Raw genomic sequence first — 23178 nt, 5'->3', positions numbered from 1 at the left:
GCCGGTTGTGGCGTGGCCGAGCTTGTTGCCCGCCATGTATGCCGGCAGTGCTGACAAGCGGCAAGCACAGCAGGACGCCTCGACCGGTCACGCCGCCGTGATCAGCCGCGCAAGGATCAGCCGCGCAAGGCGGGCGGCACGACCCGGTCGAAGCCCGTCACCGCCTCGTAGGCCGCCGCGATGGCGAGGAGATCGGCCTCGGCATGGTTCGGGGCAATGAGCTGGATGCCCATCGGCAGCCCGGCCGGGTTGAAGCCGACCGGCAGGCTGATCACCGGGCAGCCCGACAGCGTGCCCGGCACCACCACCTCCATCCAGCGGTGATAGGTGTCCATCGGGCGACCATCGATGCTGCGCGGCCAGGTCTCGCCGGCATCGAACGGGAAGACCTGGGCGGTCGGCAGAGCCAGCACGTCGAAGCGCGCGAACAGCCCGCGCACGCAACTGTACCAGGCGGTGCGGGTGACGCTGGCGGCGTGCACGTCGAAGGCCGAGAGCGTCTGGCCCTGCTCGACCTCCCAGACCGCCTCCGGCTTCATCAGCGCGCGCTTCTCCGGGTCGCGCCAAGGGGCCGCGAGGGCGGCGCCGGTGGTCCATTGGCGCATCACGCGCCAGGCGCGCCAGATCGCCTCCGGATCGAAGGCGGGCAGCACCGGCTCGACCGCGGCGCCGTTTGCAGAGAACACGGTCAGGCCGGCCTCGCAGAGGTCGAGCACGCCGGGCTCGAAGGCTAAGTGACCGCCGAAATCGCCGATCCAGCCGATGCGCAGGCCCTTCAGCTCCCGCGGCGGGACGGAAGCGAACACCGCCGGATCCTGGCGGATCGCGTTCGGGGTGCGGGGATCGTACCCGGCCTGGACCGAGAGCAGCAGCCCGAGATCGGCGGTGCAGCGCGCCATCGGCCCGTTGACGCCGAGTTGGGGCAGGAAAACCTCATCGGTGTGCCCCGGCACCCGGCCGGCGGCGGGGCGCAGACCCAGCACGTTGTTCCAGGCGGCCGGGTTGCGCAGCGAGCCGCCGTGGTCGCTGCCGTCGGCGAGCGGCACCATGCGCATGGCGAGTGCCACCGCCGCACCGCCGCTCGAGCCGCCGCCGGCCTTCGCCGGGTCGTAGGCGTTGCGGGTCGTGCCGAAGACCGGGTTGGTGCTGTGCGAGCCGAGGCCGAATTCCGGCACGTTGGTCTTGCCGATCAGGATCGCGCCCGCCGCCTTCAGCCGCGCGACGTGGAGCGCGTCGGTCGCCGGCACGGTGTCGCGAAACAGCGGCGAGCCTTGCGTGGTGCGGATCCCGGCCGTGGCCGAGAGGTCCTTCACCGCGTGCGGCAGACCGTGGAGCGGCCCGCGCGGGCCGTTCGCCGCCAGATCCCGGTCGGCCGCCTCGGCCTCGGCGAGCAACTCGTCCGGATCGCGCAGCGAGACGACCGCGTTCACCGCCGGGTTATGGCGGGCGATCTGGTCGAGATGGGCCTGCATCACCTCCCGGGCCGAGACGGCCCGGTCGCGGATCGCCCGCGCGAGGTCGGTGGCACGCATCGTCACGAGATCGGAGGAATTGGGCATCGGGTCGTCCTGGAGCGGCAGCGCGGCAGCTTCGCCCGGGGTTGAGGACGCGACAAGCGCGGCCGACGCAGGGGTCTCCGTCGTTTCGCGAGGCGGCAGCACCCGGACCGCGCCCGCCAGCGGCGCAGGGTGCCGATGCGTACTCTCGGCCGATCCGACCGGGGGACACCCGTCGTGACCTGCGGCAACCCCGCGACCCTGACCCAGAGGAACCGCGCCCGCCGGGCCCGGTTGTCCGGCGCCTCGTGACTGCACGTATGAGCCGTCGCGATAATCCCGCCTTCGAGACGAAATGGACGATCCGATGACCCCTCAGTTCTGGCTCTGGCTGGGCTTCGCCGGCATGAGCGCCGGCGCCGCCCTCATCCTGTTCATCGGCAAGAGCCGCACCAGGGCCGAGGAGACCGACACGATCATCCACGGTCTGGTGCCGATCATCGCCGCCTGCTCGTACCTCGCCATGGCGGCGGGGCAGGGCAGCATCGCGCTGCCGGCCGGCCCGGATGCCGGCACGGCGACCCGGGCGTTCTACTTCGCCCGCTACATCGACTGGTCGTTCACCACGCCGCTGCTGCTGCTCGGCCTCGCCAACACCGCGATGCATAGCGGGATGCGCCGGCCGGCGATCGTGTGGGGCATGATCGGCTCCGACCTGATCATGATCGTCACCGCCTTCGTGTTCGGCCTCTCCCAGGTGGCGTGGCTGAAATGGACCTGGTTCGCGATCTCCTGCGGCGCCTTCCTGGCGGTCTATTACGGGATCTTCGTCCAACTGCGGCAGGAGAACGCCCGCGAGCGCGACGACGTTCGCGCCGCCTTCCTGCGCAACGCCGTCTTCCTGTCGGTGGTGTGGCTCGCCTATCCGGTGGTGCTGCTGTTCGGCGATGACGGCCTCGGCCTGCTCGGCCCGGCGCTCGGCCTCGGGATCATCGCTGGTCTCGATCTCACGGCGAAGGTCGCCTACGGCCTGATGGCGACGGTGCAGACCGCCAAGCGCGTCGATCGTGACCTCGTGGAGGGCATCGGGGCGTCGTCGCGGCGGCCCCACCTCGCGGCGGCGGAGTAGAGCGGTGGCGCGCCGGCCCGCCCCGATCCCGGCGCCGGCCGGCGCGCGGATGCCTGTCACTCCGGCCGTGACGCTGCCCCGGGGCGCGGCCGCGTGCCTGCTCCCCGCGGCTTCCCTCCTCCTCGCGGCGACGGCCCTCATGCCACGGGAGACCGCGTGGGCCGTGGTGCTCGCCCTCGTCATCGCTCTGGGGGTGCCGCACGGCGCCCTCGACGGCGAGGTGGCGAAGCCCTTCCTGGCGCCGCGCTTCGGCCGGGCCTGGTTTCTCGTCTTCGCCGCGCCCTACCTCGCGCTCACCGCCGCGGTGCTGGTCGCTTGGCGGCTCGCCCCGAACCTCACCCTCGCGGGCTTCCTCGGCCTGTCGGTGCTGCATTTCGGGCGCGAGGATGCCGGGCCCGGCCGGCCGGTCGAGGCCCTGGTGCGCGGCGGCCTGCCGATCGCGCTGCCGGCCCTGATGCAGCCGGGCGAGACCGCCCGGATCTTCGCGGTGGTGACCGGCACGGCGATGCCGGTGCTGCCGGGCTGGTGGACCGCCCTCGCCTGGGCGTGGCTCGGCCTCGCGCTCGCCTGGCTCGTCCTGCGCCGGCCCCCGCCGAGGCTGCTCGCCGAGCTCGCGGCTCTCAGCCTCGCCTTCCGAATCCTGCCGCCGCTCAGCGCCTTCGGGCTCTACTTCGTCTGCCTGCACGCCCCGCGGCACATGCGGGCGCTCGCCGCCGATCCGGTGCGGGCGCCGACGGTGGACGGGATGGGCCGGGCGGTCGTGCTCGCGCTGCCGGTCTTCGGCCTCACGCTGCTGATCGGCCTCCTGTTGTGGCCGACCTATCCCCAGCCCGACGGGACCGAGCGCCTGCTCGCGCTGACCCTCCAGCTCCTCGCGGCCCTGACCCTGCCCCACCTCCTGCTGGACCGGTGGGTCGAGGGCCGCACCTGAGCCGCCTCAATCGACCCCGAATAGCCGTTCCAGGAAGTTCTTGTCCTCCCGCGTCGGCCCGCCGCGCGGCGCCGGCTGGCGCGCCGGGGGCTGGCCGCCGCCGACGAGGTTGTCGATCAGGCCGCCGAGCGTCTGCGGCTCGGCCGGGGCTGCCGCCGCGGCGACGGCGGTGCCGCTGCTGCGGCGCCAGCGGGCGGCGCCGGGGAGCGGCACCGGCTTGTCGCCGCGCAGGGCCGCGGTCATGACGCGGTTCCAGATCTCGATCGGCAGGTTGCCGCCCGAGACCTTCTTCGTCGCCTCGCCGTCGTCGTTGCCGAGCCAGACGCCGGTGACAAGCGTGCCGGAGAAGCCGACCGCCCAGGCATCGCGAAAATCCTGGGTGGTGCCGGTCTTGCCGCCGAGGTCCCAGCCCGGGATGTCGCCCTTCTTCGCCGTGCCGCTGACGAAGACCTCGTGCAGCATGGCGTTCATCATGCCAACCGCGTTGGCGTCGATCACCCGGCCGAGGCCGCTCGGCGCGCGCTTGTAGATCGTGCGGCCGTCGACGGACTTCACGCTGGCGATCACGTAGGGGATCACCCCCATGCCGCCATTGGCGAAGGCCGCGTAGGCACCCACCAGCTCGAGCGGCGTGACCTCGGAGGTGCCGAGCGCCAGCGAGGCATTGGCCTGGAGCGGCGAGGTGATGCCGAGGCGCTGCGCCGTCTGCACCACCGCCTTCGGGCCGACCTCCTGGCCGAGCCGCACCGCCACGGTGTTGAGCGAGTGGGCGAGCGCGTCGCGCAAGGCGACCGGGCCGCTGTAGCTGCGCGAGTAGTTCTCCGGGCTCCAGCCCTTGATGTTGACCGGCGAATCGTCCCGCACCGTGTCGGGGGTCAGGCCGCGCTCGATCGCCGCCAGGTAGACGAAGGGCTTGAAGGCCGAGCCGGGCTGGCGCTTGGCGGTGGTGGCGCGGTTGAACTGGCTCTGGGCGTAGTCGCGCCCGCCGATCAGCGCCCGGATCGCCCCGTCCGGCCGCATCGACACCACAGCGCCCTGGGCGACGTTGTAGCGCACGCCCTTCTGGTTCAGCTCGTCGACCAGCGCCCGCTCGGCGATGCCCTGGAGCGCCGGATCGACGGTGGTCTGCACCGCGACGTCGGTCTCGATCTTGCCGACGTAGTCGTCGAGCACGTCCATCACGAGGTCGGCGACGTAGTTGGCCGAGCCGCCGCCCTTCGCCCGCGCGGGCTTGGCCGGCTGGGCCAGGGCCGTCTGCACCTCGGCGGGCTTGGCGAAGCCCAGCTCCTGCATCGCCGCCAGCACCTGGGCGGCCCGGGCCTGCGCCGCGGGCAGGTTGCGGTTGGGCGCGAGCCGCGACGGCGCCTGGACGAGGCCGCCGAGCATCGCGGCCTCGGCCAGCGTCACGTCCTTCGCGGGCTTGGCGAAGTAGCGCTGCGCCGCCGCCTCGACGCCGTAGGCGCCGGCGCCGAAATAGACCCGGTTGAGGTAGAGTTCGAGGATCTCGTCCTTCGTGTATTTGTGCTCCAGCCAGAGCGCCAGGATCGCCTCCTGGATCTTGCGCGAGGCGGTGCGCTCCTGGGTGAGAAAGAGGTTCTTGGCGAGCTGCTGGGTCAGGGTCGAGCCGCCCTGGGCCACGCCGCGGCGGGTCAGGTTCTGGCCGATGGCGCGGGCGATGCCGACCGGGTCGATGCCGAGATGGCCGTAGAAGCGCCGGTCCTCGATCGCCACGAAGGCGCGGGGCAGGTAGGGCGGCAATTCGCGGATGCTCACCGTGCGCCCGCCGGTCTCGCCGCGATTGGCGAGCAGCGAGCCGTCGGCGGCCAGGATCGCGATGTTGGGCGGGCGCTTGGGCACCGCGAGCTGGTCGATCGGCGGCAGCTGCGAGGCGTGGTAGGCGACGATGCCGGCGACCGCCACCAGGCCCCACAGGCCGAGGACCATGGTGCCGTAGACCAGGGTGCCGAGGAACGAGCGCCGGCGGCGCCGCGGCGCTGCCGGGGTCGCGCGGCTGGCCCGCTTCGGAGCAGCCTTCGAGGCAGCCTTGGCCGCCGTTCTGGAACTCCCCTTCGCCACGCCGCCTCCCGCCCGGTCGCCACGCGAGAGGCGCAGGTCGAGGGCCGCCGGGTCGGCGGGCCCGTCCGCTTCGAACCGCGGCTCGACCCGACCCTTGCGCTCGCGTCCCGTCGCCATCCTGCCGCGTTCCCCTTCACGCCCCGGGCCTTCTCGGCCCATGCGGGGCGTCGCCGTCCCGCGCCGGCCACTCAAGAGACGTTAAATGAGGCGGGTTTAAGGGCCGTTAACCGAAATTTTGTCGAACGATCGTCGTGACTTAGCAGAGTGGCCGCGGGGCTGCGGCAAGCCGTGCCGGAACGGCGCATTCCCGTAAGCGTTGCGGTCGCTCTAACAAGGAGCCGACATGCTGCACCTTCTGGTGGCCGACGGGAACGACCGGGCCGGCCGCGAGACGCATCTCACGGTCTGCGACAAGACCTCGGCCGAGACCTATGCGGGCATCCTGCGGGCGCTCGCCCCGGAGGCCCGCTGCCACCTCGTCGCCCCGGCCGATGCGGATGCGGTGCTGCCCCGGGCCTTGTCCGAGTGCGACGCCCTGGTGCTCACCGGGTCGACCCTGCATGTCGAGGAGGGCGGTCCCGCGGTGACGCGGCAATGCGACTTGGTGCGGGCGGCGCTCGAGGCCGGCCTCCCGGTCTTCGGCTCGTGCTGGGGCGTGCAGGTGGCCGCGACGATCGCCGGGGGCCGCGCCGCCCGCAACCCGCGCGGCCCGGAATACGGGCTCGCCCGCGGTATCGGCCGGACGCAGGCCGGGGAGGGACACCCGCTGCTCGCCGGCCGGCCGGCGGCCTGGGACGCGCCGGCGATCCACGACGACGCCGTCATCGATCCGCCGCCGGGCAGCCACGTCCTCGCCGACAACGACCGCCTCGACGTCCAGGCGATCGAGATCCGCCTCGGCGATGGGGTGTTCTGGGGCACGCAGTACCATCCCGAGCTCGACCTCGACGAGGTCGCGGCGATGCTGCGGCTCTCCGCGCAAGGCGTGGTCGAGGCCGGCCTGTGCCGGGACGAGGCGGCGCTCCACGCCTACGCCGATGCTTTTCGCGACCTGCACCACGACCCGGAGGGACGCCCCGACCTCGCCTGGCGCCTCGGCGTCGCCGCCGAGGTGCTGGTGCCGGAGCGCCGCCGGCGCGAGATCCGGAATTTCCTCGATCACCTGGTGCGGCCGGCAGCAGAGAGGCAGCGCTGATCTCGAGCGCTTCACGATCGCGATGCGATCGCGAAGCGCTCTAAGTCTTTGTTTTGTCGCATTTTCTGCGACGAACCGGTATCCACTTCGTCGGACAATGCTCCAGCTTCAGCTCGTGCGGGCGGCGGCGAGGTGGGGCGCCGGGCCGGGCCGCTCCTCGCCGACGAGGTGGAAGGCGGCCGGGCGGCGGAACAGGAACCGGGCCGGGGTGTGGCGCACCAGCCGCTCGATCCCGAGCGGGACCGCCACCGCGGTCGCGGTGACGAGGAGCGAGACGATGCCGACATCCGCGATGATCCCGCTCTTCACGAGCGCCGTGCGCAAGGCCGCCATCGGCAGGAAGAAGGCGAGGTAGATCACGATCGAGCGCTCGCCGCAGGCCCGGAGGACCGCCGTGACCGGGCCGCCGGCCCGGGTCAGCAGGGCGGCCGTCGCCACGATGGCCAAGGCGCCGGCGCCGCCGAGGAGCAGGCTCACCACCGGCAGGCCCGCTAGGTTCGGGTGGGAGGGAAGGCCGGTCGGGGTGAAGACCAGGCCGCCCTCGATCAGGGCCCAGGCGGCGAGGCCGGCAAGCGCGAGGCCGGCCCGCGCCCGCACCCAGTCGGCCAGGGCGAAGATGCGGGCGGCGAACAGGTACCCGGCGACGAAGTAGACGAAGCGGGCGCAGAACTCGTCGATCAGGGTCGAGCCGGTATGGATGGGGGCGAGCTGCAGCAGCGCGGCGCCGATCAGCAGCACCGGGCCGGGTACCCGGCGCATGAGCTTCACGGCGACCGAGAACACCGCCAGCAGGTAGATGAACCACAGGGTCGAGTACGGCTCGATCAAGCCGTGGGCGAGATGGGCGAGGAAGGCGCCCGGGCCCGCCCCGTCGGTGATCTGGCCGTACTTCACCGCCGATTGAAGCACCATCCACAGCAGGTAGAAATACGTGAAGTGGACGATGCGCCGGTCGGCGAAGAGGCGCCAGTCGCGGTCGACCACGCGGCCGAGGAACAGGCCGGACAGGAGGAAGAAGTCGGGGATCCGGAACGGTTTGGCGAACTCGACGACGTGGTGCATGAAGCCCTCAGCCCCCATCGCCTCGCCGGTCCCGAGGGTGGAGTGCATCATCACCACCAGGATGATGCAGATGCCCTTGGCGACGTCGACCCAGGCGAGGCGCCCGACCTCCGGCGCGGCGCGCGGGCGCACCGGATCGTCCGGCCGGACCGAGAGAGCGGGTTCGGTGTTGGGGCGGGCGGACATCGGCGTCTCCACGAGGCTGGCCCCAGGCTCGCAGGGAGACGTAAAGATCGGCGCATGGCCGGCGTGTTGAATCGCGCGAGGATGCGCAATGATCGATTTACTGTCCTGAGCGGCTTCCACCTGGCGTGGTCTGGGTCTGAGCGCTTATTCGGCTCTCACGGCGATTCTGAAGCCTTCCGTGTCATTCCGGGGCCGCGCAGCGGAGCCCGGAATCCAGAACCGCAGGTGGCTTAGAATAGAGACGGACAGCGTCCCGTCTCGTTCTGCATCAACTGAGTGTCTGGATTCCGGGCTCCGCTTCGCGGCCCCGGAATGACGATGGAGCTTGCACCATCCGTCGCGGGACGCAGACGCGTTCTCACCCGCCGAAAGAAGTCTGCTACCGGTAGCTCCGCTTCGACTCCCGCCGCGTCCGGGTCATGCGCGTCGCGGTGTGAAAATCGTCCGGCTTGGTGCGGACCCAGTCGAGGAAGCGGGCGATCTCCGGCTCGGCCCGCAGGCTCTCGACGTCGCTGAGGCGGCGCGCCAGTTCGGCCTCGCTGTGGCGGGCATGGATCGCCGAGTGGCAGATCTGGTGCAACTGCACCGTCTCGCCATGGGTACCGCCCTTCAGCTTCGGCGTCAGGTGGTGCTTGCTCTGGCGGGCGTCGCGCGGGATCGGCCGCTCGCAGAGCGGGCAGATCGTCGGTTCGCGCGTGGCCGGGCCGTGGGTGGAGGGGTCGTCGTCGCGCCAGCGCCGATCACGGCGTCCCAAGGCAAGCTCCTGAGCGGTGAGGATTGTCCTCCGTATCTGGGTCGCGGCGTCCGGGCGTTTCAAGATCGGGGCCGTGATGCCGCAGCGCTCTCCTCACGACCCCTGATTGACAAACCCCGCCCCCCACCCGACAGTCCCCCTCGTTACCGAGGGGAGCCCCGCCATCTGGGGCTGAGATTGGACGAGCGTGCGTCCTGACCCTTGAACCTGATCCGGTTCGTACCGGCGGAGGGACGGGAACCTGCCATGATCGACGTGACCCGTGCGTCCTCGCGCCTCGAGGCCGGATCGTCTCCCCGGGAGAGATCCATGAACGCACCCATCCTCGCCGCAGGATCGCCGACGCGCGTCACCACCGGGCCGGTCACCGGCTCGGCCAAGGCCTATGCCTCGCCGAGGGACCGTCCCGATCTCCGCGTGCCCTACCGCGCCATCGCGCTCTCCGATCCGGGCGAGGCCCCGGTGCGGGTCTACGACCCCTCCGGCCCCTACACAGAGGCGGATGCGCGCATCGACCTCGCGGCCGGCCTGCCCGAGATCCGCAAGTCCTGGATCGAAGGCCGCAGCTACGCGCCGGTCGCCCCCCGGGCGGTCAGGCCGGAGGACAATGGATTCGCGAGCGAGGACAGGCTGGTGGCGCCGTGCCCGGCCGCCCGCACCATCCGCCGGGGCGCACCCGGCGAGCGCGTCACGCAATATGAGTTCGCCCGCGCCGGGATTGTCACCGAGGAGATGATCTACGTAGCCCACCGGGAGAACCTGTGCCGCGAGGCGATGCTGGCGGGCGCCGAGGCGAAGCTCGCCGACGGCGAGAGCTTCGGCGCGGCGATTCCGCCCTTCATCACCCCGGACTTCGTGCGCGACGAGGTGGCGCGCGGGCGGGCGATCATCCCGGCCAACATCAACCACACCGAGCTCGAGCCGATGGCGATCGGCCGCAACTTCCTCGTCAAGGTCAACGCCAATATCGGCAATTCGGCCGTGACCTCCTCGGCGGCGGACGAGGTCGAGAAGATGGTGTGGGCGATCCGCTGGGGCGCCGACACGGTGATGGACCTGTCGACCGGCCGCAACATCCACAACATCCGCGGCTGGATCCTGCGCAACGCCCCCGTGCCGATCGGCACGGTGCCGATCTACCAGGCGCTGGAGAAGGTCGGCGGCGATCCGCTGAAGCTCGACTGGGCGGTGTTCAAGGACACCCTGATCGAGCAGGCCGAGCAGGGGGTGGACTACTTCACCATCCATGCCGGCGTCCGCCTCGCCCACGTGCCGCTCACGGCGCGCCGCGTCACCGGCATCGTCTCGCGCGGCGGCTCGATCATGGCGCGCTGGTGCCTCGCCGGGCACCGGGAATCGTTCCTCTACGAGCGGTTCGAGGAGATCTGCGACATCTGCCGGGCCTACGACGTGTCGTTCTCCCTCGGCGACGGCCTGCGCCCGGGCTCGATCGCGGACGCCAACGACGCGGCACAATTCGCCGAGCTGGAGACCCTGGGCGAACTGACGACGATCGCCCATGCCAGGGGCTGCCAGGTGATGATCGAGGGCCCCGGCCACGTGCCGATGCACAAGATCAAGGTCAACATGGAGAAGCAGCTGGCCGAGTGCGGCGAGGCGCCGTTCTATACGCTCGGCCCGCTCACCACCGACGTGGCGCCGGGCTACGACCACATCACGTCGGGCATCGGCGCGGCGATGATCGGCTGGTTCGGCACCGCGATGCTCTGCTACGTCACCCCGAAGGAGCATCTCGGCCTGCCGAACCGCGATGACGTGAAGACCGGCGTCATCACCTACCGGATCGCCGCGCATGCCGCCGACCTCGCCAAGGGCCACCCGGCCGCACAGCTGAGGGACGACGCCCTGTCGCGGGCCCGGTTCGACTTCCGCTGGGAGGACCAGTTCAATCTCTCCCTCGATCCGGACACCGCGCGCGCCTACCACGACGAGACCCTGCCGAAGGACGCCCACAAGGTCGCGCATTTCTGCTCGATGTGCGGCCCGAAATTCTGCTCGATGAAGATCACGCAGGACCTACGCGCCGAGGTGCTGGCGATGGAGGCGGCGAGCGCCGTGGGCGCTGAGGCCACACCGCTCGGCGAAGCGGCCCGGGCGGCCGGCATGGCCCAAAAATCGGCGGAATTCCTGGGCGCTGGCGGGAGGCTCTACGTCGAGCCCGGCGAATAGGATCCCGTTTCATGCCGATGCAGGCCCAAGCAGCCCCGCCGGGGCCTGCCCCGACCCTCGCGCCGGGACGTTCGCGTCCCGGCTCCATCGTGCGCCGCCTCGTCGTCTTCGCCCTCGGCCTGGCGGTGCCGATCCTGATCTTCGGCGGCGTGGTCCTGTGGCAGTTCGCCGGCGCCGCCCGCGAGCGCCTGGAGGCCGACGCGCTCGGCCGCGCCCGGATGGAGGCCGCGGCGGTCGACCGCGAGGTCGCGAGCCTGATTGCGACCCTCGAGGCCCTGAGCCTGTCGAACGCGCTCCAGCGCGGCGACGTCACGGCGTTCCGCGAGCAGATGCAGGAGCTCAACCGCCGCAGCGGCCTGCCGGCGACCCTACGCGATCCCGACGGGCGGCGCCTGATCGACCTCGGCGCCGAGCCGATGGCGGAACACCTCGACGCGGCGGATGCGAGCGCGCTCAACGGCCGCCCGGCGGTCTCGGGCGTGATCGACGGACGCTTCCGGGTGACGGTGCCGGTGATGCGCCGGGGCGGCGACGCGGTGCTCTACCTCCTGTCCTTCTCCCTGCCGACCTCGCGCATCCGCGACGTGCTCGCCTCCGGCGGCGTGCCGAAGGCCTGGGTGCTGACGGTGATCGACCGCGACCAGCGGGTCCTGACCCGCACCCGGGCGCCGGAGCGCTTCACCGGCACGCAGGCCCCCGACGAGTTGCGCGCGGCCACCGGGACGGAGGGCAGCTGGCGCGGCGCCTCGCTCGAGGGCGACCCGTTCTTCGTCGCCTATGCGCGGGCCGGCGTGCCGGACTGGCGCGTCGCCGTGGGCGTGCCGGAGGAGGCGCTGGCGGCGCCCGTGCGGGCGTCGCTCGTCTGGTTCGCCGGGCTCGGCGGGATGCTGGCGGCCGTCGCGGCGCTCCTGGCCTTCGCCTTCGCCCGCGGCATCGCGGCCCCGCTCCAGGCCCTGCGCGACCAGGCTGTGGCGCTCGGCCTCGGCCGCGCGACGCCCGTCCTCGAAGGCGTGCCGGCGGAGGTCGCCGCGGTGAGCGCCGAGATCGCCGGCGCCGCCCAGCGCCAGCGCGAGCGGGCGGCCGAGCGGGCGCGGGCCGCCGCGGCCCTGCGCGCCGAGACCCAGCGCCTCGAGGTGCTGAACCGCCTCGGCACGGCCCTGTCGAGCGAGCTCGACCGCCAGCGCCTCGGCGACACGGTGGTGGAGGCCGCGACCCACCTGACGGGGGCGGCCTACGGCGCCCTGTTCGAGCGGGTGCCGGCGGGCGAGGGGGGCCCCGAGCACTGGCAGCTCCTCAGCCTCACCGGTGCGCCGCGGGAGGCCTTCACCCGGTTCGGCCTGCCGCGGGCGACCACCCTGTTCAGCGAGACCTTCGCGGCCGGCGGGGTGGTCCTGAGCGAGGACGTGACGGCGGATCCGCGCTACGGCAGCCACGGCGGCATGCCGGAGGGCCACCTGCCGGTGCGCAGCTACCTCGCGGTGCCGGTGGTCTCCGGCACCGGCGCCACCCTCGGCGCGCTGCTGTTCGGCCATCCCGAACCGCACCGCTTCGGCGCCCGCGAGGCCTCCCTGATCGAGGGCCTGGCCGGCCAGGCGGCGGTGGCGATGGACAATGCCCGCCTCTTCGCCTCGGTGCGGCGCGAGCAGGACCGGTTCGAGGCCGCCGTCCAGGCGGTGCGCGGCGTGCTCTGGACCAACGACGCCTCCGGCCGGATGACCGACGACCAGCCGGCCTGGGCCGCGCTCACCGGCCAGACTCCGGACCAATATGCCGGCTACGGCTGGGCCGAGGCGGTGCATCCGGAGGACCGGGCCGCCAGCGTCGAGAACTGGAACCAGGCGGTGGCCGAGCGCCGCCGCTTCACCCACGAGCACCGGGTGCGCCGCCACGACGGGGTCTTTCGCACCTTCGCGATCCAGGCCGTGCCGGTGCTCGACCCCGACGGCACGATCCGCGAATGGGTCGGCGTGCATTCCGACATCTCCGAGCAGCGCGCCGCCGAGACGGCGCTCCGCGAATCGAACGAGGAGATCCAGCGCTACGCCTACATCGTCAGCCACGACCTGCGGGCGCCCCTCGTCAACATCATGGGGTTCACGAGCGAAATCGAGGCGAGCCAGGACGACATCCGGGCGGCCCTCGCCGGCCGGCCGGACGCCGCGCGGATCGACGCCGACCTCTCGGAATCGGTGAGCTTCATCAAGGCCGCGATCACCAAGATGGACGGCCTGATCAACGCGATCCTGAAGCTGTCGCGCGAGGGGCGGCGCACCTTCCAGCCCGAGCCGCTGGCGATGACCGCCCTGGTCCAGGAACTCGCCGACGCCCAGCGCCACCAGGCCGACACGGCGGGCGCGGTGATCGAGATCGGCGACCTGCCGGAGATCACCGCCGACCGGGTCGCGGTCGGGCAGATCTTCGGCAACCTGATCGACAACGCGATCAAGTACCGGGCCAAGGACCGGCCGGCGCGGATCACGATCACGGGCGCGGTCTCGGACGGGCTCGCGGTGTTCCAGGTGAGCGACAACGGCCGCGGCATCGACGCGCGCGACCACGGCCGGGTGTTCGAGCTCTTCCGCCGCTCCGGCGTGCAGGACCGGCCGGGGGAAGGGATCGGCCTCGCCCATGTCCGCACCCTGGTGCGGGCGCTCGGCGGGCGCATCGACCTGTCCTCCGAGTTCGGGGCCGGGACCACCTTCCGCGTGACGCTGCCGTTGCGTCAGGGATGAGGGAGTGCAACGCCAGGTTAACCTGGTCCCGGCGTTTTCTACGCCAGCCGCGTGTCCAAGCCCGCGGGAAATGGTCTAGAGAGAGGATGACGGGAGCCTGTCTCTCGCGGTCGGTGCCGTTGCGCTCAGCAAGAATGAGGCGTCCCGGTCCAGCCGGGTTCTGCGCCACGGGGAGTTGTCAGTGCCGGCCGTACATATCGTGATGATCGAGGATGACGAGGGCCACGCCCGGCTGATCGAGCGGAACATCCGCCGGGCCGGGGTGAACAACGTCATCGAGTCGTTCCGGGACGGGACCTCGGCGCTCGCCGCCCTGTTCGGGCCCGACGGCAGCGGCGAGATCAATGCCGGCCGGCCGCTGCTGATCCTCCTCGACCTCAACCTGCCGGACATGACCGGCATCGACATCCTGCAGAAGGTGAAGTCGAACCCGCACCTGCGCCGCTCGCCGGTGGTGATCCTGACGACCACCGACGACCAGCGCGAGATCCAGCGCTGCTACGACCTCGGCTGCAACGTCTACATCACCAAGCCGGTGAACTACGAGGGCTTCGCCAACGCGATCCGCCAGCTCGGCCTGTTCTTCTCGGTGATGCAGGTTCCGGAAAGCGCGTGACCGTGACCGAACCGGTCCGCCTGCTCTACATCGACGACGATCCCGGGCTGGCGCGGCTGGTCACCCGCACCCTGGCGGGGCGCGGCTGCGAGGTGGTGCACGCCCCCGACGGCGAGGCCGGCCTCGCGCTGATCGCGGGCCAGCGCTTCGACGTGGTCGCCCTCGACCACCACATGCCGATGGAGACCGGCCTCGACATCCTGCCGCGCATCCGCGCACTGCCCGAGGCGCCGCCGGTGATCTACGTCACCGGCTCGGAGGACAGCCGCGTCGCCGTGGCGGCGCTGAAGGCCGGCGCCGTCGACTACGTCTGGAAAGACCTCCAGGGCCATTTCCGCGAATTGCTCGCCGAGGCGGTGGCGACCGCGGTGCTCCAGGACCGGACGCGGCGCGAGAAGGAGCGCGCCGAGGCCGAGGTGCGCGAGGCCCGCGACCGGGCCGAGCTCCTGCTGCGCGAGGTCAACCACCGGGTGGCGAACAGCCTCGCCCTGGTGGCGGCGCTGGTGCGGATGCAGGCCAACACCGTCACCGACGCCTCCGCCCGCGCGGCGCTGGAGGAGACCCAGACCCGCATCACCGCGATCGCCGGCATCCACCGGCGCCTCTACACCTCCGACGACGTGCGGGTGGTGGCGGTCGACGCCTACCTGGCGACCCTGGTCGAGGATCTCGACGGGGCGATGAATGCCACCGGCCAGCGCCACCGCCTCCTCCTCGACGCCGAGCCGGTCGAGGTTGCGACCGACAAGGCGGTGTCGCTGGGGGTGATCGTCACCGAGCTCGTCACCAACGCCTACAAGTACGCCTATCCCGAGGGCGTCACCGGCGAGATCCGCATCACCGCGCGCCGCGACGGCGCCAGTTTACGCCTCACGGTCGCCGATGACGGCGTCGGCTGGCAGGGCAGCGGCCTCCCGCGCGGCACCGGGCTCGGCTCGCGCATCGTGCGCGCCATGGCGTCGAACCTGCGGGCGCAGATCGATTACGCGCAGGCGGAGAAGGGCACGGCGGCGAGCATCGACATCGCGCTGTGACGGGTCCGGTGCGGTGGGCCAGGCGGTGAGAAGCATCAGGGCCGGTTCGATCGGCCTCGCTCGATGACTTCACCCTCCGGGTCATCCCGGGGCCGCGCAGCGGAACCCGGGATCCATAACCGCTGACGGTGCAGGACAAGGCGGAAAGCGCTCCGCCTGAACCGGAATCCTCAGCGTTTATGGATCCCGGGTTCTCGCCTTTCGGCGAGCCCCGGGATGACGTTGAGACATGTGGGCTCGGGGGCAGGATCGATCAACGCAACCGATTTAGCGCGCCCTCAGCTCCGGAGCACCGGTTTCACCCGATCCACTTAACCCCCCCGCAAGCCCGACCCGCTACAGGAGGAAGCTCGCGCGGCGCGACGGAGCAGCGGGATGGCGGCCGGGGCTTCGATTGGAGAGGCGGAGGCGGGCGGGAGCGCCAGCACCGCGCTCGCGGTGTTCGGCGTGCGGATCGCCGCGGCGGCCTGCGCCTTCGTGGCCCAGGTGCTGATGGCCCGGCTGATGGGGGCTGGGGAATACGGGATCTTCGCCACGATCTGGGTCTGGACCGCTTTGCTCGGCCACGCCTCGACCTGGGGCCTGTCGCAGGCCGCCTGCCGCTTCCTGCCGACCTACCGGGCGCAAGGGGCCGCCGGGCCGGAGCGAGGCTTCCTCGCCTTCGGGGCGGTGTTCTCCCTTGCCGCCGCCTCGCTGTTGGCGGGGTGTGGTGCGGCCCTGCTCTGGTGCGTCCCCGGCCTCGTCTCCGGCGATGATGCCGGCGCGCTCCTCGTGGCCGCCCTGGTGCTGCCGCTCTTCGCGCTCCAGGATTTCTGCGAGGGCGTGGCCCGGGGCCGCAACTGGACGCTGCTTGCGGTCGTGCCGCCCTACCTCCTGCGCCAGGGCCTGATCATGGCGCTGATGCTCGCCGCCGTCGGGTTCGGCGCGCCGGCCGAGGCCGCGATCGCCGTCGCCTGCACGCTGGCCGCCACCGCCCTGTCGCTCGCGGGGCAGGCCGCGCTCCTGCTGCGGCGCCTGCGGGCCGAGCGCCACGCCGCCCGCGCCCTCTATCCCTGGCGCGACTGGCTGCGGGCGGCCCTGCCGATGGCGCTGATCGACCTCGCCGGCTCGGGGTTCAACTTCGTCGACGTGCTGGTCCTCGGCTTCCTGCTGCCGCCGGCGGAGGTCGGCGCCTATTTCGCCGCGACGCGGCTGCTGCAATTCGTCGTCTTCGTCCAGTACGCCGCCTCCTCGGTCACCGCGCAACGCTTCGCCGCGGCGCAGGCGCGGGGCGACCGGGCCGGGCTCGAAGCCCTCGTCCGGCGCTGGTCGCGGCTGACGCTGCTCGCCACCCTGGCGACCGGCCTCGCCGTCGTGGCGGCGGGGCCGCTGCTGCTCGGCCTGTTCGGGCCGCATTTCCGCGAGGCCCTGCCGCTCCTCGCCCTCCTCGTCGCCGGCCACGGCCTCGCCGCCGCCTGCGGGCCGGCGGAAGACCTCCTGACCATGCTGGGGGCCGAGCGCGCCTGCGCCGCCGTCACGGTCGCGCTCCTCGTCGCCGCGATCCTCCTCACCCTGGCGCTGGTGCCGCCGCTGGGTCTCGCCGGCGCCGCCCTCGCCGCCGCCCTCGTCACCGCCGGGCGGGGTGTCATCCTGGCTGTCCTCGCCCATCGCCGCCTCGGTCTCCTCACCCCGGCCTTCGCCCGATGAACGCGCACGCGATTCCGTTCCCGACGCTCGCCGCCGCTCCGGCCTGCGAGGTCACGACTCTGGCAGCGTTGAGCCGGGAGCCAGCGGCCTGGGACGCCCTCGTCGCCCGCGCCGCCGGGCCGACGCCCGATTACGCGCGCCGCGCGCTGGAGGCGCATCGTGACCATGGATTGGCACCGGCGGACCTGCTCTGCCTGGCGGTGCGCGCCGGCCCGGACCTGCTGGCGCTGCTGCCCTACCGGATCGGGCGCGGGCCCCTCGGCCTCGGCCGGGTCGCCCGGCCCTTCGCCTCGCCCTACCTCACCGTCACCGCACCCCTGGTGGTCGCGGGATCCGAGGGCACCCCGGCCCTGGATTCCCTCGTCGCCGGCATGCGTGCCCTCGGGCTGGCCTGGTGGTGGCCGCTCCTGCCGGCGGACGCGGCCCTTCTCGCCGCCCTCGCCCGCCACGGCTGGGGCCGCGCCGAGGTCTCGGGCTTCGCGCGCCCGGTGCTCGACCGGCGCGCGAGCCACGACGCCTTCCTCAAGGAGCATCCCCACAAGAGCCGGCTCAAGGACCTGCGCCGCCGCCGCCGGCGCCTCGACGAGGCCGGGAGCGTCACGCTCGAGGCGGTCGGGCCGGACGGCGATCTCGCCGGCGCGGTCGCGGCCTTCCTCGACCTGGAGCGGCGCGGCTGGAAGGGCCGGGCCGGCACCGCGCTCGCCTGCCGGGAGGCGACCGCGGGCTTCGCTCGGGACCTCTTCCGGGCAGGCGTCGGGCCGGTGACGGCGCGGGCCGACCTCCTGCGCCTCGACGGGCGGGTGGTCGCCGCGAGCCTCGCGCTGGTCTGCGGCGGCACCGCGACCCTGCTCAAGACCGCCTACGACGAGGATCTGCGCGCCCTCGCCCCGGGCGTGCTGCTCGAGGCCGAGATCGTGCGGGCCCTGCACGAGACCCGCTTCGCCGATCGGCTCGATTCGGCGACGCTGGCGAGCGCGGTGCTCGACGACCTCTACCCCGAGCGCACCCGCATCGCCGAGATCGTGGTTTCGCCGCCGGGCGGACCGTCGCCGGAGCGGATCGCCGCCCGGGCGAGGCGGCAGCACGCCGGCAAGGCCTGGCTCAAGGCGCAGGCCGCCCGCCTTCGCGGCCGCTGACATCCTCGTTACGGGCGGCCTCCCGCTCCGCCTCCCGCCAGCCGACCCGGGCCTCCGGCCGCGCGTCGGTCGAGGCGAAGTAGGGCTTGATGTCGAGGAGCGGCGTGCCGTCGAGGCAGTCGAGCCCGCGCACCCGCAAGGTACCGCCCTCGATGCCGAGCAATTCCACCACCGAGACGGCGATCGGGTTCGGCCGGGCCGGCGAGCGCAGCGCGAAGGTGCCGCGGGGTTCCGGCGCGTGCCGGGGCTGCTGCGCCACCAGGTTCCGCGGCGCCCGGTCCATCCAGTAGAGCACGATCAGGTGGGTGGTGCCCCGAAGGCTCCGCAAGGCCGGGACGAAGCGCGAATCGACCTCCAGGGTGCAGACCGCGTCCGATTGCGTCGAATTGCGCGGGCATTCCGCCCGCACGGTCCACGGCGTGCGCACCCGGCCGACGAAGTAGAGGCCGGCATCGAACGCCGCCGGCAGGTCGACCGTCTCCTCGCCCGGCCGCGGGCCGAAATCCGCTTGCGTCATCTGTCGTCCTGCGATCGGGGCGGGATCCGGGTCGCCCCGCCGCTCCGCCCGGTATAGGCTGGGCCTACGCGCATCAGGGAGACCGATCGACCGTGTTCGCCGACGAGCTGAGACCGATGGAGACGGTGGCCGATCCCGAGACGGCGGTCGACCGGCTGGCGGCGCTCCACGCCGCCGCCACCGGGAGCCTGCGGGACGCGCTGACCCGCTTCCTCGCGGACGGCGTGCCCCCCGACGCCGCCGAGCGCCTGACCTTCCGCTATCCCGAGCTGCGCCTGACCTACCGCCCGACCGGGCCGATGCCGCGGATCAGCCGCGCCACCGCGAAGTTCCAGGGGCCCGGCGCCTACGCCACCACCCTGACCCAGCCGGCGCATTTCCGCGCCTACCTGCTGGAACAGCTGCGCCCCCTGGTGCAGGATTACGGCGCCACGATCGAGGTGGGCCTGAGCGCCCAGGAGATCCCGTACCCCTACGTGGTCGAGCCGGGCGCCGAACTCGCCCGCGGCGTCACGTCCAGCGACCTCGCGCGCTACTTCCCGACGCCGATGCTGTCGAGCGTCGGCGACGAGATCGCCGATGGCCTGTGGCTGGAGGCCGGCGACGACCCGCGGCCGCTCGCCCTGTTCGACGGGCCGCGGGTCGATTACTCGCTGCGCCGCCTCGTCCACTATACAGGGGCCGACTGGCGCCAGATCCAGCCCTGGATCCTGCTCACCAACTATCACCGCTACGTCGACCAGTTCGTGCGGGTCGGCCTGAAGGCGCTCGCCGCCGAGCCCGAGCGCTACGCCCGCCTGGTCCTGCCCGGCGGCGTCGTGGTCGAGGCCGGGGAGGCCGCGGGCGCACAGGCCGACGCGCTAATCGCCGCCTCGCCCTGGCACCGGTTCCAGATGCCGGCCTACCATCTCGTCGCCCGGGACGGGCAAGGACAACCGGGGCAAGGCACCAGCCTCGTCAATATCGGCGTCGGTCCCTCCAACGCCAAGACGATCACCGATCACCTGGCGGTCCTGCGGCCGCATTGCTGGCTGATGGTCGGCCATTGCGGGGGCCTGCGCCAGTCGCAGACCATCGGCGACTACGTGCTCGCCCACGGATATTTGCGCCGCGACCGGATCCTCGACGAGTTAGTGCCGCCCGACGTGCCGATCCCGGCGCTCGCCGAGGTCCAGGTGGCATTGCAGGAGGCCGCTGCCAGCGTCACCGGCGAACGGGAAGAGGCGCTGAAGCAGCGCCTGCGCACCGGGACGGTCGTAACCTACGACGATCGAAACTGGGAGCTGCGCTGGTCGCAGGAACGGCGGCGGATCAACCTGTCGCGGGCGATCGGCGTCGACATGGAGAGCGGCACCATCGCGGCGCAAGGGTATCGCCTGCGGGTGCCCTACGGCACGCTGCTCTGCGTCTCCGACAAGCCGCTGCACGGCGAGATCAAGCTGCCGGGCGCCGCCAACGCCTTCTACGAGCGGGCGGTGGGCGAGCACCTGCTGATCGGTCTCGCGACCCTCGATTCCCTGCGGCGCAACCGCCACGGCCTGCACTCGCGCAAGCTGCGCAGCTTCGACGAGCCGCCGTTCCGGTAAGCCCATGCCGCTGCCGATCTCGAACAGCCGTCACGTCGCCGTGGCGGACGGCCCCGGATCGCGCGTCGTCGCGGTCGCCGACCTCGCCGCGTCGCTGAATGTCGACGCGCTGATCCGCCTGCACGAGGAAGATTTTTGCGGGTTGGCGGGGCTCGGCCGCGACCTCGTCCACTTCAACCTGGAGCGCACGATCAACCGCGCCGGCCTGCGCTACGCCCTGCTGCCGATCCGGCGGGCCGGCCGGCGCCGGCCGGGCGGGGCCGAGGAGCTGCCGGTCCTCGACCCGACCCGCTTCCGCACCGGCCTGTGCGTGGCGGTGCGCCAGGGCGTTCCGGTGGCGGCGGTGCCGCCGGCGCTGTTTCGCGCCTCGCTGCCGGCGATCCGCGATGCCGACGCCCTGGCGGCGGCCCTGGTGCGCCGCTACGCGAGCCTGTTCCCCGACCTCGCCCCGGCCGACCTCGTGGCGCGGGGCTGCGCGATCACGCGGCTGCGGCTCGCAGAGGGCTGAGCGGTCTCGCGGGCTCCCGGCATCGAGCCGGCGCAGGCTTCCTCTGGGTCATGGACGGCCGTGGCAGGACGAGACTTCGGTCCTGCCCGAGCGTCCACCCGCCTCGATGATCGAAGATCGGTCCCCGCTTACCCCACCTAACCGGTGCAAGTCTGTGCGGTTCGCGCTGGAGCGGCCGAATTCCCCGGTGTGTTTTACCGCTTCGCAACCGGCTTCCCGCCACGGTGCCGGGAGCCGAGGCTGGACCCGAACCTCTCATGCTGCAGACCGCCGAAACCCTGCTCGCCCTGCATGATGGGCGGCTCATCGGCCTGTCGCTGCTGATCGGCATCCTGTCGGCGATCACCATGATCGACCTGTTCCAGCACGCCCGCGCCACCAGCGGCAGCAGCCGGGGGATCTGGATCTCGGCCGCCGGCATCGCCGGCGGCTTCGGGCTGTGGGCGAGCCAGTTCATCGCGCAGGCCTCGATCCGCCCCAGCACCGAGCTTTTGCGCGGGAGCGAGATCCTGCTGCTCGCCCTCGTGCTCATGGTGCTGCTGGCCGGGGGCGGCCTGCGGGCCGCGGTCTCCGCGCCTCGGCGCATCGCCCAAGCCCTCGGCGGAGGCCTGATCGGCCTCGGCCTCGCGGCGGTCGCCGCCGCGGTCTCGGCGAGCCTGCCGGGGGCGGGCGGACCGGCCTGGGTCGCGGGCCTCGCGCTCTCCGCCGCCGCCGGGATGGCGCTGTCCGGCCTCGCCCTGTCGTGCAGCCTGAAGGAGAATCCCGCGAGCCGCGCCGCCGGGGCCCTGTTCCTGTCCTGCGCCGCGCTGCTGCCGCACGGCGTCGGCCTCGTCGCGGCCGGCGGCGGGCTCCGCCCGGCCGTCTTGAATGGCGAGTACGCCGCCTCGCTCGGCTTCGCCAGCCTGACGCTGCTCGTCCTCGTCTTCCTCGGCCAGACCCTCGACGGCCGGGTGCGGCGCCGGCGCGAATCGCAGGACCTGATGAACAGCCTCGCCGACGCCGCGGTCGAGGGCATCGCGATCTGCGAGGGCGGGCGCATCATCACCGTCAATTCCAGCCTCGCCGAGCTGATCGGCCGGGCGCCGGCGGCTTTGATCGGCCGGCCGATCGGCGAGATCCTGCCCGCTTCCGTGGTCGCGCGCCTCGATGCCGGCCCGGACGGCCAGGTGATCGAGGCCGAGCTCGTCGGTGCGCAGGGCGAACCGCTGCCGGTCGACGTGATCCGCCGGCCGCTCGGCGGCCGGCCCTGCCAGGCGATCGCCGTGCGCGACCTGCGGGCGCGGCGCCAGGCCGAGCGCGACATCCAGTTCCTGGCCCACCACGACACCCTGACCGGCCTGCCGAACCGCGCGACCTTCCGCGCCCGCCTCGACGAGGAGATCGTCCTGGCGCGGGCCGGCGGCCGGCTGGTGGCGGTCCTCTGCCTCGACCTCGACCGGTTCAAGGACGTCAACGACCTCTATGGTCACGCCATGGGCGACGGGCTGCTTCAGGCCCTGGCGCGCTGGGTCGCGCCGGTGCTCGGGCCGCGGCAGATGATGGCGCGCCTGGGCGGCGACGAGTTCGCGATCCTCCTGCCCGACATCGAGCGGGACGAGGCCTGCCGGGTCGCCGAGGAGGTGCTGCGGGTGATCCGCGAGGGCAACCTGCGGGCGGGAAGCGGCCCGATCCTGGCGACCAGCATCGGCATCGCCCTCTGCCCGACCGACGCGGAGGACGGCCAGACCCTGCTCAACCACGCCGATGCCGCGCTCTACTGCGCCAAGAACCACGGGCGGGGCGTGCACCGGTTCTTCGAGCCGGTCCTCGCGGCGCAGATCCGCGACCGGCGCTCGATGGAGCACGACCTGCGCCACGCCGTCGAGCGGGATGAGTTCAGGATCGTCTACCAGCCCCAGATGGCGATCGACAGCGGCGTCGTGGTCGGGTTCGAGGCGCTGCTGCGCTGGCACCATCCGGAGCGCGGCACCGTTCCGCCCGACCTGTTCATCCCGATCTCGGAGGAGACCGGCAGCATCCTCGGCATCGGCGAGTGGGTCCTGCGCGAGACCTGCCGCGAGGCCGCCTCGTGGACGAAGCCCCTGCGCATCGCCGTCAACGTCTCGGCGGTGCAGCTCCACGCCCCGGGTTTCTCGGAACTGGTGCACGAGGTTCTGTTCACCACCGGCTTGGCTCCCGCCCGCCTCGAACTCGAGATCACCGAGACCGCGCTCGTGCGCGACCCGGTCCGGGCGCTCACCGCGCTCAGGCGGGTCAAGGCGATGGGGGTGCGGATCGCGATGGACGATTTCGGCACCGGCTACTCGTCGCTGTCGAACCTGCGCGCCTTCCCGTTCGACAAGAT

Annotated in this window: 17 protein-coding genes and 1 riboswitch; of the genes, 12 read left to right on the top strand and 5 right to left on the bottom strand. The window is 72.5% G+C overall.

The annotated features are described in order from the left end of the window. Positions 1–116 precede the first annotated feature (116 nt). A complete protein-coding gene (locus tag ABZT49_RS33675; protein WP_355292894.1) occupies positions 117–1559 on the bottom strand; it encodes an amidase in 1443 nt (480 codons plus the stop codon). A 304-nt stretch (positions 1560–1863) separates the two neighbouring features. Between ABZT49_RS33675 and ABZT49_RS33670 the strand changes: the two genes are divergently transcribed. Together ABZT49_RS33670 and ABZT49_RS33665 are read left to right on the top strand one after the other, a co-directional pair. Then, complete coding sequence (locus tag ABZT49_RS33670) at positions 1864–2625, top strand: bacteriorhodopsin (protein ID WP_355292892.1); 762 nt, start codon at positions 1864–1866, stop codon at positions 2623–2625. A gap of 139 nt (positions 2626–2764) precedes the next feature. Beyond that, positions 2765–3556 carry a Brp/Blh family beta-carotene 15,15'-dioxygenase gene (locus ABZT49_RS33665; protein ID WP_355292890.1) on the top strand — a complete coding sequence of 264 codons (792 nt, stop codon included), beginning with the start codon at positions 2765–2767 and terminating at the stop codon, positions 3554–3556. 6 nt (positions 3557–3562) lie between these two features. On the opposite strand, the gene ABZT49_RS33660 is transcribed toward ABZT49_RS33665, so the two are convergent. Beyond that, complete coding sequence (locus ABZT49_RS33660; protein ID WP_355292888.1) at positions 3563–5749, bottom strand: PBP1A family penicillin-binding protein; 2187 nt, start codon at positions 5747–5749, stop codon at positions 3563–3565. Positions 5750–5975: 226 nt separating this feature from the next. On the opposite strand from ABZT49_RS33660, the gene ABZT49_RS33655 reads away from it, so the two are divergent. Next, positions 5976–6827, top strand: a complete 852-nt coding sequence (locus tag ABZT49_RS33655) for a type 1 glutamine amidotransferase (RefSeq protein WP_355292886.1) — start codon at positions 5976–5978, stop codon at positions 6825–6827. A gap of 108 nt (positions 6828–6935) precedes the next feature. Here ABZT49_RS33655 and ABZT49_RS33650 read toward each other — a convergent pair whose 3' ends face one another. Then, entirely contained in the window at positions 6936–8075 is a 1140-nt protein-coding gene (locus tag ABZT49_RS33650) for an acyltransferase family protein (RefSeq protein WP_355292884.1), read from the bottom strand. A gap of 379 nt (positions 8076–8454) precedes the next feature. Further along, entirely contained in the window at positions 8455–8829 is a 375-nt protein-coding gene (locus tag ABZT49_RS33645; RefSeq protein ID WP_355292882.1) for a restriction endonuclease, read from the bottom strand. A gap of 139 nt (positions 8830–8968) precedes the next feature. After that, positions 8969–9080: riboswitch (TPP riboswitch) on the top strand. 58 nt (positions 9081–9138) lie between these two features. Between ABZT49_RS33645 and thiC the strand changes: the two genes are divergently transcribed. The 6 genes from thiC to ABZT49_RS33615 all read left to right on the top strand — a co-directional run bounded on the left by thiC (position 9139) and on the right by ABZT49_RS33615 (position 18223). Then, positions 9139–11019: a phosphomethylpyrimidine synthase ThiC gene (gene thiC, locus ABZT49_RS33640; protein ID WP_355292881.1), complete on the top strand. Its 1881-nt coding sequence runs from the start codon at positions 9139–9141 to the stop codon at positions 11017–11019. Between the two features lie 11 nt (positions 11020–11030). Then, entirely contained in the window at positions 11031–13751 is a 2721-nt protein-coding gene (locus ABZT49_RS33635; RefSeq protein ID WP_355292879.1) for an ATP-binding protein, read from the top strand. A gap of 202 nt (positions 13752–13953) precedes the next feature. After that, the gene (locus ABZT49_RS33630) at positions 13954–14367 is read left to right on the top strand and encodes a response regulator (RefSeq protein WP_064503883.1); all 414 of its coding nucleotides are present in this window, start codon (positions 13954–13956) and stop codon (positions 14365–14367) included. Then, complete coding sequence (locus ABZT49_RS33625; protein ID WP_355292877.1) at positions 14364–15401, top strand: response regulator; 1038 nt, start codon at positions 14364–14366, stop codon at positions 15399–15401. The genes ABZT49_RS33630 and ABZT49_RS33625 overlap by 4 nt, the downstream gene beginning before the upstream one ends. Before the next feature lie 375 nt (positions 15402–15776). Next, the gene (locus ABZT49_RS33620; RefSeq protein ID WP_355292875.1) at positions 15777–17087 is read left to right on the top strand and encodes a lipopolysaccharide biosynthesis protein; all 1311 of its coding nucleotides are present in this window, start codon (positions 15777–15779) and stop codon (positions 17085–17087) included. Then, positions 17084–18223 (top strand): GNAT family N-acetyltransferase, encoded by a 1140-nt coding sequence (locus tag ABZT49_RS33615; protein WP_355292874.1) that lies wholly within the window; start codon positions 17084–17086, stop codon positions 18221–18223. The genes ABZT49_RS33620 and ABZT49_RS33615 overlap by 4 nt, the downstream gene beginning before the upstream one ends. Here the strand turns inward: ABZT49_RS33615 and tsaA are convergent. Continuing rightward, entirely contained in the window at positions 18189–18740 is a 552-nt protein-coding gene (tsaA, locus tag ABZT49_RS33610) for a tRNA (N6-threonylcarbamoyladenosine(37)-N6)-methyltransferase TrmO (RefSeq protein WP_355292872.1), read from the bottom strand. The two genes, ABZT49_RS33615 and tsaA, sit on opposite strands and share 35 nt — an antisense overlap. Before the next feature lie 92 nt (positions 18741–18832). Between tsaA and ABZT49_RS33605 the strand changes: the two genes are divergently transcribed. The 3 genes from ABZT49_RS33605 to ABZT49_RS33595 form a co-directional block, all read left to right on the top strand. Further along, entirely contained in the window at positions 18833–20326 is a 1494-nt protein-coding gene (locus tag ABZT49_RS33605) for an AMP nucleosidase (RefSeq protein WP_355292870.1), read from the top strand. A 4-nt stretch (positions 20327–20330) separates the two neighbouring features. Further along, positions 20331–20834: a hypothetical protein gene (locus ABZT49_RS33600; RefSeq protein ID WP_355292868.1), complete on the top strand. Its 504-nt coding sequence runs from the start codon at positions 20331–20333 to the stop codon at positions 20832–20834. Positions 20835–21091: 257 nt separating this feature from the next. Further along, positions 21092–23178, top strand: a 2087-nt coding sequence (locus ABZT49_RS33595) for an EAL domain-containing protein (protein WP_355292867.1), incomplete at its 3' end; no start/stop codon positions are given.

The sequence above is a fragment of the Methylobacterium sp. EM32 genome, from assembly GCF_040593685.1.
Classification (GTDB): domain Bacteria; phylum Pseudomonadota; class Alphaproteobacteria; order Rhizobiales; family Beijerinckiaceae; genus Methylobacterium.
This window is presented reverse-complemented; position numbering and strand designations above follow the sequence as displayed.